Origin of the sequence: Dysgonomonas sp. Marseille-Q5470, assembly GCF_951230145.1 — a bacterium.
Classification (GTDB): Bacteria; Bacteroidota; Bacteroidia; order Bacteroidales; family Dysgonomonadaceae; genus Dysgonomonas.
Map to the genome: position 1 here is coordinate 503411 of NZ_CATNVE010000001.1, position 16539 is coordinate 519949.

General features: G+C 37.1%; 9 protein-coding genes. 5 read left to right on the top strand and 4 right to left on the bottom strand.

Translation table 11 applies throughout. The features are described from left to right. Nucleotides 1-105: 105 nt before the first annotated feature. From QOX35_RS02230 to QOX35_RS02250, 5 genes are all read left to right on the top strand, one after another. Nucleotides 106-1575, top strand: a complete 1470-nt coding sequence (locus QOX35_RS02230) for a hypothetical protein (RefSeq protein WP_283685609.1) — start codon at nt 106-108, stop codon at nt 1573-1575. A gap of 35 nt (nt 1576-1610) precedes the next feature. Beyond that, nucleotides 1611-4655, top strand: coding sequence for a SusC/RagA family TonB-linked outer membrane protein (locus QOX35_RS02235; RefSeq protein ID WP_283685610.1), 3045 nt, complete (start codon nt 1611-1613; stop codon nt 4653-4655). Nucleotides 4656-4666: 11 nt separating this feature from the next. After that, entirely contained in the window at nt 4667-6244 is a 1578-nt protein-coding gene (locus tag QOX35_RS02240) for a RagB/SusD family nutrient uptake outer membrane protein (protein ID WP_283685611.1), read from the top strand. Nucleotides 6245-6322: 78 nt separating this feature from the next. Then, nucleotides 6323-7933 carry a glycoside hydrolase gene (locus QOX35_RS02245; protein ID WP_283685612.1) on the top strand — a complete coding sequence of 537 codons (1611 nt, stop codon included), beginning with the start codon at nt 6323-6325 and terminating at the stop codon, nt 7931-7933. A 161-nt stretch (nt 7934-8094) separates the two neighbouring features. After that, nucleotides 8095-10014: a glycoside hydrolase family 43 protein gene (locus QOX35_RS02250; protein WP_283685613.1), complete on the top strand. Its 1920-nt coding sequence runs from the start codon at nt 8095-8097 to the stop codon at nt 10012-10014. Between the two features lie 302 nt (nt 10015-10316). On the opposite strand, the gene metQ is transcribed toward QOX35_RS02250, so the two are convergent. From metQ to QOX35_RS02270, 4 genes are all read right to left on the bottom strand, one after another. Beyond that, nucleotides 10317-11120: a methionine ABC transporter substrate-binding lipoprotein MetQ gene (gene metQ / locus QOX35_RS02255; protein WP_283685614.1), complete on the bottom strand. Its 804-nt coding sequence runs from the start codon at nt 11118-11120 to the stop codon at nt 10317-10319. A gap of 131 nt (nt 11121-11251) precedes the next feature. Next, complete coding sequence (locus tag QOX35_RS02260; protein ID WP_283685615.1) at nt 11252-13822, bottom strand: M14 family zinc carboxypeptidase; 2571 nt, start codon at nt 13820-13822, stop codon at nt 11252-11254. Between the two features lie 89 nt (nt 13823-13911). Continuing rightward, on the bottom strand, nt 13912-14832 hold the full coding sequence (locus tag QOX35_RS02265; protein WP_283685616.1) for a hypothetical protein: 921 nt from the start codon (nt 14830-14832) through the stop codon (nt 13912-13914). Nucleotides 14833-15252: 420 nt separating this feature from the next. Next, on the bottom strand, nt 15253-16434 hold the full coding sequence (locus tag QOX35_RS02270) for a cystathionine gamma-synthase (protein ID WP_283685617.1): 1182 nt from the start codon (nt 16432-16434) through the stop codon (nt 15253-15255). Nucleotides 16435-16539 lie beyond the last annotated feature (105 nt).

A 16539-nucleotide genomic window follows, 5' to 3' on the forward strand; every position in this document is an offset into this window, starting at 1 on the left:
CATATATTTGTTCTGGTTATTTAACTCGAAGCATATCTGCCGTAAAGTATATTTTAATTATGTGTTTCTGAGTTATATATATATGATAAACTAAAATCTAATTTCATGAAAACAAGAAAGTATTTAAGCTTTTTGATGGTTCTTTTATTTTTCTTCACCGCATGTAGTGATGATTATAAGTATTCGGATGTAGACGGATTACCTCCTACTATTGTCCTTAGTACATCTAATATCAAGACTGAACCCGGGCGCGAATTTGTAATTAAAGCTAAGGTAGAAGATAAAGATGGTCTTCGGTCAATCAATCTGAAAAACACAAGTTTCAATTTGGATAAAACAATAGATCTTACCTTAGATAGTATTGTTTATTCTTTCGATTTAGACTATAAATACAAAACGATAAAAGGTCTTGAAGGAGATAGCTTTTCGGTGGAAGTAACAGTTACAGACTTAGGTGGTCGTACAGTAAATGAAACTGTATTGGTAACAATGGATGGTGATTTTACCAATCCTGTATTCACTGTCTCTCCTGATGAAGCCATTACTGTTCTTCTTAAAAGCCAAACCAGACTGAATGTTAAGTTTACTGTAGAAGACGATAAAGCATTAGGTCTTGTTGTAATTAATATCCCTGAACTCAATTATTCAAAAGAAATAACAGAATTTACAAACTCAAGTAAGACTCTGGTATTTAATGATCCTGTAACATTGCCTTCAACTGTTGCAACATATAATTTGATATTGCGTGCGATAGACAAATCTGGTTTAGAAACATCCAAGACTAGTGTGATAACTGTTTCTGAAATGCCAGATTTCCCTAAAATGTATCTGGCGGATGTTGCAACGGTAAACGAGCTGAACAGTGATGTGTTTGGCGTGCCTATGCGTATAGAACGTACCGGAGCTTATCAATATAAAGCTAATTACTATTGTCGGAAGGCAGGCACAGAGATATTCTTCCTTCCTCAAAAAAGTGACTTCACTCCAATCTGTTTCGGTATTGATCCCGTAGATAATACAAAATTGACAGATGACCCAGATGTTGCAAAACCAATTGTGTTGAATCAAGCCAATGTATATTACGAAATTACATTTAATGTGAAAACTGCGGTTTATGATATTAAGACTTATTCTATCGCTGAGGCAATTGACCCTATTCCTCATAAATTTGGTTCTGTGAGTCTGGATACTTGGGGAGATGGAGGTAGCTGGCTTCAGGAGTTCTATTTCGGTTATATGACTTCTAATCCAAAAGAAGTAACACGGTTTGTACAAGATGCGACCAATCCTCACCTTTTTTATTTAGATAAAGCTCTAACCTTAGAAGCGGGTGAAAATATGAATTTCGTTATTCATAATTGGCATTCTGATGGTTGGTGGAATTATTGTACTTGGCGTGTAGATGACTCTCAGGAGCCGGAAATATTTGGTTACTACGGTAATTATAAAAATCCGGCTTGGACCAAGCCTAATACAACTCTTGATAATTGGGCAAAACCGCTTGTCAAGCAGACTGGTAGCTACAAATTATACTTTGATGCTCACTTAGGTAGAGGAAAACTAGTTCGTGAGTAGAATAAATTTGAGTAATAATATAACATATATCTAACATGAAAAAATATCTAATATTCCTATTGTTAACCTTGCCTCTCTATCTTTTTGCTCAAAATAAGGTGGCTGTAACAGGAAAGGTTACATCAGCAGTTGATAATGAACCGCTTATCGGAGTTACAGTTGTAGAGAAAGGTTCGTCGAATGGTGTTCTGACCGATTTAGATGGTAATTATAGTTTGCCGAATGTTTCGCAAGGCGGTACTGTCGTTTTCTCAATGATAGGTTTTGTCTCGCAAGAGATAAAAGTCGGTCAGGGAGGAGTAAGGAATATATCTATGGCAGATGATACAAAGATACTGGATGATGTTGTAGTCATTGGCTATGGTGTAGTAAAGAAAAGTGACCTTACAAGTTCCATTACTACAGTAAAAGGCGATGATCTGAAAAGTATAACATCAGGAAATGCGCTATACTCGCTCCAAGGTAAGGCTAATGGAGTACAGATTACGGGAGAAGGTGGTCCGGGTAGTTCACCTCAGGTTATTATACGTGGGGTTACTACTATAAATGGTTCTAGTCCGCTCTATGTTGTAGATGGTGTACCGATTGGTACTAACATTAATTTTCTCAATCAGGATGATATAGAAAGTATAGAAGTGTTGAAAGATGCATCAGCATCAGCAATCTACGGTACAAGAGGTTCAAATGGTGTCATTATGGTGACTACTAAAAAGGGTAGTGCAGGTAAAACCAGATTTCAGGCAAATGCATCTTTTGGCTTTCAGACATTGAATAAGCCTAAAATGGCAAATGCTACAACTTACGAAAAAGTATTTAAAGAAAGATATACCAATGATGGTAGCGTTCCTGTGTGGAATACGCCTGAAGGTTCGGGAAATACAGATTGGTGGGATCAGACAATAAATGATTTTGCATATACACAAAACTATAATATCAGTTTTCAGGGAGGTATAGACAAATTTACATATAGTGGTAGCCTTGGTTATTTTCGTCAGAACTCACAATATGATGTTGGTTACTGGGAGCGTATAACAGGACGTTTCAATACTGAATATAAATTTTCAGAAAAAGTAAAAGCCGGGATTGATTTTGCCCCTCGTTACGAAAGTTGGGATGATACTCCAAATTTGTTCGGAGCAGCAATGAAAATGGATCCCACTACACCTGTATATAGAGCTAAAGAAGATTGGACTTCAAATTCGTTAAATAACTATGCGCGTTCCTATAACAATCAGGAATGGAATCCGGTAGCTACTCTTGCCCGTCAGAACAAGCATAGCAATGAGTACGGTTTAATGATGAATCCATATGTGAGTGTAGAGCCAATAAAAGGATTGACTTTTCGTACTCAGTTCAGTGTAAATGCGCGTTTTAGAATGACAGATGAATTTACGCCAAAATTCTTTATCGACAATCTCGAACAGAATGCAGAGTCTAAAGCTGAACGTAAATCATATAACTGGGTAGACTGGAACTGGACAAATACCCTTAATTATATGAAAACTATTGAAGAGAAGCATAACTTCAATTTCATGGCTGGTTATACAATGGAACGATTCGCTGAATATAATCTGGTAGGTTCTCGTGAAGGTATCCCGAGCAACATCTCAGAACTGCAATATGTGAATGCCGGAACAATAAATCCGAAAGCAGAAGGAACTAATATTTACAGTTCACTGCTATCTTATCTTGGACGTGTAATGTATAATTATGATAACCGCTATTATGTGACAGGATCTGTTCGTGTAGATGGTTCATCTAAATTCCCATCAGGAAGTAAATATGCTACATTTCCGGCGGTGTCAGTTGCTTGGAGAATTTCAGAAGAAGCATTTATGAAGAACCAGAGCGTTGTTTCTAATCTTAAGTTGAGAGCCGGATGGGGACGTGTCGGAAATCAAAGTATTGATCCCAATGCTTACCTGAATTTGATAGGAGCAGGAGATTATGTTTTCGGAGCTAACGGAGATCGTTATGTAGGAACTGCAATCAGTTCAGTAGGAAATAATAAACTGAAATGGGAAACAGTAGAGGATTATAATCTGGGGATTGATGCCAGCTTTTTAGATAGCCGTCTTGAAATCACTGCAGATCTCTTTTCTAAGAAGTCAAAGGATATGCTTATGAAAAGACAAAATCTTCTAATCTTGGGTTATCCGATGTGGAATGGTGAGATGTGGACAAACATAGGTAGTATGGAAGCTAAAGGTTGGGAGTTATCCATTAACTGGAGAGATAAGATAAGTGATTTTACCTATGAAGCCGGAATCAATCTTTCAGGAGTGAAGAATAAGGCTAAGACCCTGGTAGATAATACACCTGTACTTAGAGGAGGCTTTTTTAATGACTATATTATCCGAAATGAAGAGGGTGGCGAAATCAGCCGTTTCTATGGCTATATTGCTGATGGAATATTCCAGAATCAGACAGAAATAAATAGTCATACAAGTAATAATGGAACACTTCTTCAGCCCAATGCACAACCGGGAGACATTCGTTTCAAAGATTTAAATAATGACGGAGTATTGGACGAAAGCGATAAAACCTATATTGGTAAAGCTTTTCCGGATGTTATGATCGGATTAAATATCCGTTTGGGTTATAAAGATTTCGATTTAGTGTCTAACTTCTATGGAACAATCGGGAATGATATATACAATAGCGCAATGGGAGGTCTGTATGCAGGAACCGATGGACAAAACGTTTTTGCAGATGCATACGACAAAGCTTGGAGAGGCGAAGGAACAAGCAATTTTTATCCACGTCTTTCTGTTAATGACAAGAACTTAAACTATCGCCGTGTTTCTTCTTTCTTTGTTGAGGATGGTTCATATTTCCGTTGCAAACTATTACAGTTGGGATATACATTACCGAGGAAGATGACAAAAGGTATCGGAGTTCGTATTTCTGCTTCGGCTCAGAATCTATTCACAATTACTAGCTACTCGGGTATGGATCCGGAAAGAGCGTCAATGGGAGCAAACGTGAATGGTACTTACAGTGTGTTGGAAGCCGGAATCGATAATTTGGGTTACCCTAATCCTCGTACATTCCTGCTAGGTGTTAACATTAACTTTTAATCAGAAATAAAATGAAAAATATATTCAAAATATTCATATTTGGAGCATTTGCGCTGTTGTCGAGTAGTTGCTCCTCCTTCTTGGATGAACCTGTTTTAGGTCAGGAAAATCTCGATACATATTTTCAAAGTGAAGAGGAGTGTTTAAAGCAGCTGGCAGGATGTTACCAAGGTATATTCTGGGATGGTTGGTGGCAGATAGCAGCACCAAATGTAGGCTTTGATATGGCTACAGATGACTTATGGATGGGTAATACAACTCAGTCTCAGAGTGACTGGCTAAGAATGGCTCATTATGGAAACCCGAAGCAAGATGGGCCTTTAAGCAATTATTGGCAATATCGCTATAAGTCAATATTGAGATGTAATATTGTTATTGAAAAAGTAGCTACAGCGCCTATTTCAAATGAGGATTTACGGAAGAGAATTATAGCAGAGGCTAAGTTTTTACGCGCATTTAATTATTTTGAGCTGGTTAAGAATTACGGCGGAGTTCCTGTTATTACCGGAATGAAGTTACCAAGTGAAATTCAGGGTATACAAAGAGAAACAGTAGAGGGTACATACGCTGTAATAGAACAAGACCTGAAAGATGCAATTACCGATTTACCTCTTAAAAGTGAGTATTCTTCGGCTGATTTGGGACGTGCGACACAAGGTGCAGCAATGGGATATTTAGGAAAAGCTTATCTGTATCAGGGAAAATACAAAGAGGCATTGAAAATACTGGGAGACTTGATTAATACTCAGGAGTACGACTTGTGTACCAATTTTAAAGATGTATGGTCTATTGCGAATAACAATAGTATAGAATCTTTATTCGAAGTACAATATAGTTCTGATATAAGCTATAGCCTTGGAGGGCGATTGCCTGTATTTACCGGTTCTCGTGACGATTCGGGATGGTCTTGGGGATTACCTACCAGCAATCTGGAGAAGGCTTTTATTGATGCAGGTGACACAGAGCGTCTTCGCTGGACAATCGTGAAAAATGGAGACGACGTTCCCGGAGACGATACTGATGAGGGTAAGGATTATGTTATATCTCCAAATAAACACAAATCAGCTCGCATCAACAGGAAATTTTATGTACCACATGATTTGCGTCCCAGTCCTTATGATTCGGATCATAATAATTTGAATCATCGCTTACTTCGTTATGCGGATGTACTGCTTATGTATGCAGAGGCTGCGAATGAAGAAGGGAATGACAGCGAGGCTCGTAAAGCTTTGAAGAGAGTGAGAGACAGGGTGAGCCTGCCGGAAGTAACGGCATCCGGGAAAACACTGCGTGATGCGATCAGGTTGGAGAGAAGGCTTGAGTTAGCACTTGAATTTCAACGTTTATATGATATTCGCAGATGGACAGATGACAACGGAAAGAAAGCGATATGCAATATTATGGGTGAAAATGGGACATTTGTCAGGTATAATATGATTGAATCGACAGATGAATATGAAATAACAAACCAGAAAGAGAATAGTAATAAAGGTATAACATTTCAGGAAAACAGAGACTTGTTATTCCCTATACCTAACACTGAAGTTCTTCTTTCGGGTGGAAGCATCGCTCAAAATCCTAATTTTTAATTGGGATAAGAGGTATTTAGGCTCGGATAGTGTACTCAGAGGTGGGTACACTATCTATATTAATTAAACATTATATTTATGAAGAAAATACGATATATATTATCCGCTTGGCTGCTTTTGGCTGCTTTTTCCTGTAATGATGGACCTGACCCGACAATAGCCCCTGATAAAGGTTCCGGCAATGAAACTCCGGAAGGTTCAGAGAACGTGGTTATCAATCTCAGTCAGACATATCAGACAATAGAAAGTTTTTCGGCATCCGATTGCTGGGCACCTAACTATATTGGTACCTATTGGGCTAACGAAGAGAAAGAAGCGATTGCTAAGCTTTTATTTTCAGCCAAGGTTGCTGATGGACAACCCGAAGGTATAGGTTTATCGGGATGGCGTTTTAATCTAGGTGGTGGTACAGCTCAGCAAGGTGCTGCCAGCGGAATAGAAGATCCAGCCAGACGTGCCGAATCATTTATGAGCCCTGTTGATGGTACATTAGACTGGACAAAGCAAGCCGGACAACAGTACTTCCTGGAAAAGGCAAAGCAATATGGTTGTGAACAGTTCGTCATGTTTAGTAACACTCCTCCTGTATATCTAACCCGTAATGGTAAGGGATATTCGGATATGGGAGCTTATTCAAATCTGAAGGATGACAGTTACGATGATTTTGCTAAATATATAGCAACTGTTTTAGATTACTTCAAATCGAATAAAGCAATAAACTTTACCTATATCAGCCCGGTTAATGAACCTCAGTACAATTGGGAAAGCGGACAGGAAGGTTCAGGTTGGCAGAATAGTGAAATAAAAAGGCTTACCGTAGAAATAGATAAGGCAATAGAGGCAAAAGGATTAAATACTAAGATATTGTTAGGTGAATCCGGTGCATGGAATTATTTATATGAAACGGATGGCGATGCCGGAAGGAAAAATGTTATCTATAACTTGTTTGATAATGCTTCGTCTAACTATGTAGGAGATCTGACTCATGTGGCTCCAGTTATTGCCGGTCATAGCTATTGGACAGACGGAAGCTGGCAAACAATGGTAGATGTAAGGTCACAAGTGGCATCGAAGGCATCAGCAGCAGGATTGAAGGTTTATCAAACCGAATGGAGTATGCTCGGCGATGGCTATGGGAATGAATTTGTTGGCTTCGACAATGCCTCGTATATGGATATTGCCTTATATATGTCGAAAGTAATACATTGCGATCTGGTGTATGCCAATGTCTCATCATGGTCTTACTGGACAAGTCTTGATCTGGAGCGTTGGAGTCATAAGAACAGATTCTTGCTGATAAAAGTAACTCCTGCAGGAGGTGATTACGGAGATATTACACAAAGCGGTACACACGAAGCGACTAAGACTTTGTGGGTTTTAGGTAATTATAGTTTGTTTATCCGTCCTGACTATAAACGAGTGGAACTTAAAATGGAAAACACATCCAAAAATCTCTTTGGTAGCGCATATCTATCACCCGATGGTAAAAAACTTGTTGCTGTTTACACCAATTTATCTTCAACCCGCTATGATGTGAGGGCTGATATTGGTAGTGCGGAGGTGAATTCAATAAAAACATATACAACAAGTCAGACTCAAGATTTGGCAGAGGCGGTTGTTCAGAATGTAGGGAACTCTATATTTGTTAATCCGGCTTCTGTATTGACGGTTGTATATGATTTAAAATAAGAAATATAGTGTGCTTTTATGGAATAAATAAAATCCGGGAAATTTATCTATTTATAGAATTATAAACATGAAATAAGAAACAAAAGTGACATGAATAAACTCTGTGAAAACTGTCACTTTTGTTACTTTTTTCTGATAGATGTGCTGATAACTAATTTATTATGAAAATTGTGAGATTTATATTATTTGTTACTTTTTTGTCTGTTATACCCCATGTGATTTTTTCTCAGGAATATCGGACGGGTATTCAAGAAAAAGACTACGTAGCTTATCTGTTTACCTATTTTACCGGGAATCAGGTAGAGGAAGAAGCTATCCATTATGCAATCAGTGCAGACGGTTATAACTATTTTTCTTTGAATAACAATAAGCCTGTTGTTGATTCCAAGATTATAAGTTCGACCGGAGGTGTCCGTGATCCTCATTTGTTGAGATCAGAAGATGGTAAATGCTTCTATATGGTAGTTACCGATATGACTTCGTCTGAGGGATGGGATTCAAATAGGGCGATGATCTTGATGAAATCTGATGATTTAATAAATTGGACATCAAGTATAATTAATATTCAGAAAAAATACTCTGGTCAGGATGATCTGAAAAGAGTATGGGCTCCACAAACAGTTTATGATCCGGAGGTCGGTAAATATATGGTATACTGGTCTATGAAGCATGGAGAAGGAGAGGATGTTATATATTATGCATACGCAAATAATGATTTCTCTGACTTGGTAGGTGAGCCAAAGCAATTGTTTTTTCCATCCAATGGTAAATCGTGTATAGATGCGGATATTGTTTTGAAAGGTGGTGTCTTCTATATGTTTTATAAAACAGAAGGACATGGAAATGGTATCAAGCTGGCAACAACGACTTCTCTTACGTCTGGAAGATGGACAGAACATGAAGGGTATAAGCAGCAAACATCTGATGCTGTTGAAGGATCTAGTGTGTTCAGAATGATAAATACCGATACGTATATTTTGATGTACGATGTATATATGAAAGGGAAATATCAGTTTTGTGAGAGTACCGATTTGGAGAGTTTTAAAGTTATAGATCATGAAATATCAATGGATTTTCATCCTCGTCATGGTTCTGTTATTCCTATTACAAAAAAAGAATTAGAGTCACTTATTGATAAATGGGGAAAACCCGAGAGCTATCCTCTGATACCAAATAATCCAGTATTAGCAGGTTATTATGCCGATCCCGATGTTCTTTATTCCAATAAGACTCAGAAATATTATATTTATCCTACCAGCGATGGATTTGACGGATGGGGTGGCTATTACTTTAAAACTTTTTCTTCTGATAACCTGAAAGATTGGAAAGATGAGGGTGTTATTCTAAACTTGAAAAACAATGTTTCGTGGGCAAATGGAAATGCATGGGCTCCTTGTATTATAGAAAAGAAAGTTGGGAATGACTATAAGTATTATTATTACTTTAGTGGAGGTAAAGATGGAGGTTCTAAGAAAATTGGAGTTGCAGTAGCCGATGATCCTTCAGGTCCGTTTTTAGATTCGGGAAGTCCGCTTATTGATTTCAAGCCTAAAGGTGTAGATGGAGGACAAGAGATTGATCCGGATGTATTTTGTGACCCAAAGACCCGAAAGAACTATATCTATTGGGGTAATGGCTATATGGCCGGAGCAGAGCTAAATGCTGATATGATCTCTCTAAAAAAGAAAACTATTAAGGTAATGACTCCTGATAATACTTTTAGAGAGGCTGTTTATGTATTCTATCGCAAGGGTTTGTATTATTTTTTGTGGTCAGAGGATGATACTGGTAGTGCCAACTATAAAGTACGCTATGCTACAGCGAAATCACCGTTAGGTCAATTGACTATTCCTTCGGATAATATAGTGATAATGAAAGATGATTCCAAAGCAATTTTTGGAACAGGGCATAACTCTGTTTTACAGATTCCCGGCAAAGATGAGTGGTATATTGTTTACCACCGTATATCTCGTCCTGATGGTATTAAGAAAGTTTACCCGGGGACTTCACGTGAAGTGTGTATGGATCGACTTGAATTTGAAAAAGATGGAAGTATAAGGAGAGTGATACCCTCGTTATAGATTATAGTCCAGATTAATATAGATAAGAAAATCCAGTGAACTTTCACTGGATTTTTCTTTATTATCTTCGTCTGATTAGATCCAAAATAGGTATGCCTCCATATCCGTCTCGGGGGAAAAATACTCCGCGAAAACCTTTAATGTTTGGAAATACATTCTGAGGAAAATAGTATTCAGGCATTTCGTTATATTTAGCCCATCGGTCTACTGATACAAGGCTAATGAGTTTGATACCATATGATTACAATTTGAGAATGAGTTCTTTCTTTAGATTCACTCCTGTTCGTTTTCCTCCCGTTTGGTTACCAACCTTTTACGGCACCACCTTTAAATACTTCGGTAGCTACTTTATCTACTTCGTCTGACTGATATGCCTGAACGAATTTTTTTACTTTCTCCTCATCCTTATTTTCTTCTCTTGTAACAATAAGATTGACATAAGGAGAGTCTTTATCTTCGGCAAACACTCCATCTTTAAGGAGCAGTCCTGCTTGCCCTGCAAAGTTATTGTTGATAATAGACAAAGCTACTTTTGCATCATCTAAGACTCTAGGTAATTGAGGGGCTTCGAGTTCCAGTATCTCCAGATTTTTAGGATTCTCTACTATATCAACTAGCCTTGGAGCTGTTACTCCTTCTTTAAGTTTTAGCAACCCTACTTTTTGTAATAGCAACAAAGCTCTGCTATTGTTAGCTGCATCATTGGGGATGACTACTGTACTTCCGTCTTTTAATTCATCCAAGCTCTTAATTTTCCTTGAATATGCTGCCATAGGATATATAAATGTATTTCCAACAATAGCAAATTTATATCCGCGACGTGTTATCTGTTCGTCTAAGAACGGCTTCGTCTGAAAAACATTAGCATCAATATCACCCTGATCTAATGCTGTGTTTGGCATTATGTAATCATTAAATTGAACTAGTTCTACATCAAGTCCGTATTTCTCTTTTGCTACTTTTTTTGCCGCTTCAGCTATAACATATTCAGGTCCCGAGGCTACACCTACTTTAATATAGTTAGGGTCGTTGTTCTTTTTACCTCCGCAAGAAGTGAGTAGCATTGTAAGCGCAGATACAATAATAAATCCGTTTATAATTTTCATATTGATTTTCTGTTATATTAATTAGTAAATAATTGGAGAGGCCATTAATAATCGTTGTCTCCAATAATAAATTAATAGCCTCAACTTTTTATCTTTACAAAAGCAACTAATCTAACTATAATTTAAAAAACTTAAGGTCTGTATCGTCCCGGAGAAGAAAGATTGCTCCCAAAAAAGATAGCGTTAGTCAATATTCGTCCGCTACTTAACCAATACCCTCTAAAAGTAGGCGATTCCGCAAACAGAACAACAGTTCCTTTACCTTTGTTTTCGAAGACTACTAACGGTGCATTTTTTAGTTCCTGTTGATTTTTCTTTGTCAAAAATCCGCTTATTTGAGGTTTATCTGTCAATTGTAGAACTGTAGCGTAATTACTTTTAGGTCTTGGTAATTTGTAATTACTGGTTTTGATTGCGTATGTCTCTCTCGATACTATTCCGAAGGCAAGAGGATTGGTTATATCCAAATCTGCATCGAATATAGCACCGCCAATTCTCTGAGGACCTTCGTTTTCTCGTTGTGAAATATAGTCTAATCGTTTATATTCGTTTTTGCTTCGCGGAATGCTATCAGGAACGAAACCTGTTACTATTTTATTATCAATAGCCCATTTAGAAGCACCTTCTGATGTGATAAGTGTTCCTCCGTTAGCGACCCATTGTTGGAGCTTTCCGATAAAGTTAGGAGACAACGAGTTGTAATTACCATCTGATAAGATTATTGATGTATAACGATTGAGGTCTGCCCAATCAGCTGAAGCTACATTGATTTTGGTTAAAGGTATATTTAATCTGTTGCCTAACAAAAACCAGGTTTCACCCACATCTGTCCAATTTATTCCACTTCCGACCAATGTCGCTACAACAGGTTTTTCTACTCTTCTTATATTATTGCTACCTAAGTCTATACCAGTGGTGCTGAAACCAGTTGTTACTCCTAATATTTTTATATCTGTCAGCTCGGCCGCCTCTTTTACTATATTATACAATTGGTCGGAAGATATGTTTTGATATTCAACAGGTATGACTATTGCTCCTTTGTTAAACTTATATTCTGTCCCTGCTACAGAAGCAGAAAAGTCTTTGTATGCGGCTTTTACAACAACACCTTTGTCTAGTAGATAGTACAGAGACTTAGATGCTAGATAGTCAGTATAATTAAATATGTAGGCATAGTCAGATTTTTGACTGACTCCTCCTTTCTTTATCTGAGGGATATCTGTTACTTTTTGTCCTTGTCTTACTGCTCCTTTTACTTTCACAAATGGTATTCCATATCCATGTACAGTGCTCCATGCTGTAATGTCCATAAAGATACTATCTACAAATGTTGTGTTTTCTTCGAATACAGCATTTAAAATACGATATTGAGGTTGAGAAAATGGCACAACATAAGCATTCCCCGGTTCAAAATCTTTTCCATTTTGAGAAAACTTGTCAGGGAGTTCATACACATCTATTTTGTGGCTAAGTAAATGATCGAGAAATAATTTTGTCAGATTGTTATCATTTTTGTCTCCGAATACAATATACTTGTCAGCTCTTTTATTCGCTAAAGAAAGTGCACTGGAGAAGAAATCTTTCTGATGTTTGAATAATACGTCTTTTTCTGCTACTGCGGCTTTTATTGCTGCTATGCTGGTAACAACATTGTCTTTGATGTTTCGGGAGAATTTTCTTACCCCCACTTCGGTTTCTATCTCTATTCCGGCTGAGCTTCCTACTTCGAGGGTAGTCCCTACACCTCCTTGAAAATCGGGATAAGTAGATCCATAAATTGGTGAAATATTGTCAAAATCTTCTTTTGTATAGTAAAGAGACCCTATTTTATCCAAAGATTCCGAATAGTATTTCGCTAATATAGGATTTAACACATTGTATGTTTCTTCGGGGATTGTTGGGTTCCATGTGCTGCGTGGTGGCGACGGCTCGAAGTAATAGGCACTGTTGCTTCCCATTTCGTGATAGTCGGCATATATATTAGGATACCATTTGTGATAAAAATCAACTCTTGCTTTACTTTCAACGTGTACCAGTGGAAACCAGTCACGATTAAGATCTGTCCAAAAGTGATTTCCTCTATGTGGGGTAAATCCTCCGGCATGCTCTATATCATTCGGATCGGATACAGGAGGAAAGGATTTGAATGTATTAAAATATGAGGCAGCTCTGTCTCTTCCATCAGGATTTAATGCTGGGTCTATCAAAACAACTGCTTGTTCCAGATTTTTGATTGTTTCATTGTTTGTAGAAGCTACAAAGTAATATGCGGCAAGTATTGCAGCTTCTGTTCCGGCTATTTCTCCTCCATGAACATTATAGCCTAAGTGCACTATGACTTTCTGATCATTATTTGAAGAGGAACTCTTAAGATCTATAAGTTTTAAGTGATTTTGACGTATAGATTCCAGATTCTTTTGGTTGTCAGGACTTGTGACAATGAGTACAACCTGCTCTCTGTTTTCGTAAGTTTTCCCGATAACTTCGAGTTGCGCCCTATCGGATAAATTATCCAGTAACTTGTAATATTCAACAACTTTGTCATATCTGGCTAATGACGAACCAATGGGAAATCCAAAAAACTGTTCGGGGGTAGGTATTTTAGGATCGAACAGATTATCCCTCCCGAAATAATAGTCGTTTTGAGCAAAGGAATATAGCCCTGCTATAAATAGCAGGATAATAATAGCAAGTTTTTTCATATTCTATTTTGATTAAAAACCTCCAATACCAATTTGCCGTCGGAGAAAGAGGTGAGTTATTTGTCTGAGATGTTTTAGCTGTTTTTTTACTATTTATTGAGCGTAAGATACTTAGATTCTATTTGCCGGATTTGGGCTAATTGAATATCCCGGCTTAGACGAAGAAATCCATAGTCGTGATTATATTGCTGTCCTTCAGTTAAAACCCATTTTATAAAATCTTTAACTTCGGGTTTGGTTGCAGCGGAGCTGTTAATTACAAAACCTATTTTTTGTATTGGAATCAAGTCTAAATCTTCATTCTCAACTAGGGTTAACACATCGTCTATTGTTGACGATTCCAATACTTCTCGATATTCCTTTTTTATATCTAATGGCAATAGCTTTATATCTGATTTTAGTTGACGGGTAGACAGATCATATAAATAAGATAGGCTATTGAATGTTACGCCTGTATTATCTTTATTTATCGCGTTTAGTAGAAATATATCATCTCCTGCTATTTTTGTCCCTCTTAAGGTATTTGCCGGATAACCAAAATGTGCGGCAAAAACACTGGCTACAGATTCTTTTCTATTGCCTGAATATACTGTAAATCGTTCTGCCAGTTTTGATGGTTTACTATCGTCTTCATCCAAAAGGTCTTTTTCGAAAAATATTTCTCTTAATTTTTTCTTGTTATACTTTTCTTTTTCGAGATTCTCTGTATATATATAATTTTTGGAGACAATTGGCAGTAATGCATATTTCACTACATAAAAAACATCTTTGCCATATAGTAAACTATCGGGTTGATCAGTTATTATTAATTCTATATCTGGATTTGAATTATTTTTATGAGCTTCTTCTATTTTTAGACCTGGATTAACATTCTTATATTCAGATACCCACTTACTCACTAATGGCGAAACCAGTTTTTGGTTTTTGACGGATATTGTATTTTGGGCATTAAGCGATAATGCTAAAATGGATAATATTATAGTTGCAAGAACCTGCTTTATAGCTTTCATAATTTTGAAATTTTATATATAAAATGAGCCAATATTGCTAGAGGCACAATATCAAATGAAAATAAATAGTAAAATATTGAGAGGGAGAGTTGGAATCAACAGCAATGCATTCGCATTGAGAAAAAGAGGAAGGAAGGTAATAGTAAAGAACGAGCAGGAACAGAGATAATTCCTGCAACATAATCATCACTTTTTTTGTGTTGTGATGCTTGTTGGTTTGGCTTTTTCAACTTAGCAATGCTGTTTCGAATGATTTTCATTTTTTCAATATTCTATAAGATATATTTATAAAACTATCTGATACAAAAATAAAAATATGAATGGCTTTATAAAATACCACAATTATGGTATTTTGCATACAACGATCTATATCAATTGCGTAGGATAGAAACAAATGGCACTATCCTACGCAATATGAATTTAGAGATAAGTATCCAATGCCTTTTTAAGATCAGTAATAAGATCTTCTATATTTTCTATACCTACAGACAAGCGTATCAGGGTATCTGTTATACCTATAGCTTCACGTTCTTCTTTCGAAACAGAAGCATGAGTCATTAATGCCGGCAGTTCGATAAGAGATTCTACACCTCCAAGACTTTCGGCCAGAGCAAATAGATGAAGAGATTCTAGAAAGTGTTTCGAATTATCTATATTTCCTTTTAGTTCAAATGAGATAATTCCACCAGAACCTGTTGTTTGTTTTCTTGCCAAATCGTATTGAGGGTGGCTCTTAAGACCCGGATAAATAACCTTCCTAACATTCGGGTGTTCTTCTAAAAAAGCTCCAATTAATAAAGCATTTTCTTCGTGCTTTTGCATTCTTAGTCCTAATGTTTTAATTCCTCTTAAGGTGAGGTAAGAATCGAATGGGGATAAAACTGCGCCTACTGCATTTTGATAGTACTGTATCTTTTGATATAAATTATCATCAGACAGCATAACAGATCCGCCCAAAACATCACTGTGACCTCCAATATATTTCGTAGAACTATGTAGTACAATATCAGCTCCTAGGCTAAGTGGTCTTTGAAAATATGGAGAGAGAAAAGTATTGTCTACTACCAAAATTAATCCTTCCTTTTTCGTGATGGTTGATACTGCGGCTATATCCGATAATTTAAGTAAAGGATTCGTTGGTGATTCCAGCCACACTAAACGGGTATTAGGACGTACGCTTTTTTCTAAATTCAGGATGTCTATAGTATCAATATAGGATACCTCGATCTTATACTCATTGAATATTTTGTTGAATAGCCGCTTCGTTCCGCCATACAGATCGTCAGAGGCAATGATATGATCTCCTGCTTTTAATAAGGCTAATATCACACTTGTTTCAGCAGCTAATCCGGAACTGAAGGCAAATGCGTATTTTGCATTTTCAAGAGCAGCTAGTTTTTCTTCCAAAGCTTTCCTGGTTGGATTCAACGACCGCGTATATTCGTATCCGGCAGTGGGTTCCTCAACTTTTTCCCTAGCAAAAGTTGTAGACAGATGTATTGGGACTACAACATCTCCGGTTGCTCCATCTCTGAAATCAGGTGTTTCTCCTGCATGAATTGCTTTTGTGTCAAATCCATATTGACTATATTTATTTCTCATATCGTTTTAATTATTTTATTTTCATTAAATTAACTCTAAGATCGGCATCCAGCTCAGGAACAATACTAAAGCGAGATTTTAGAAATTCAGCATTACCTGTATCTA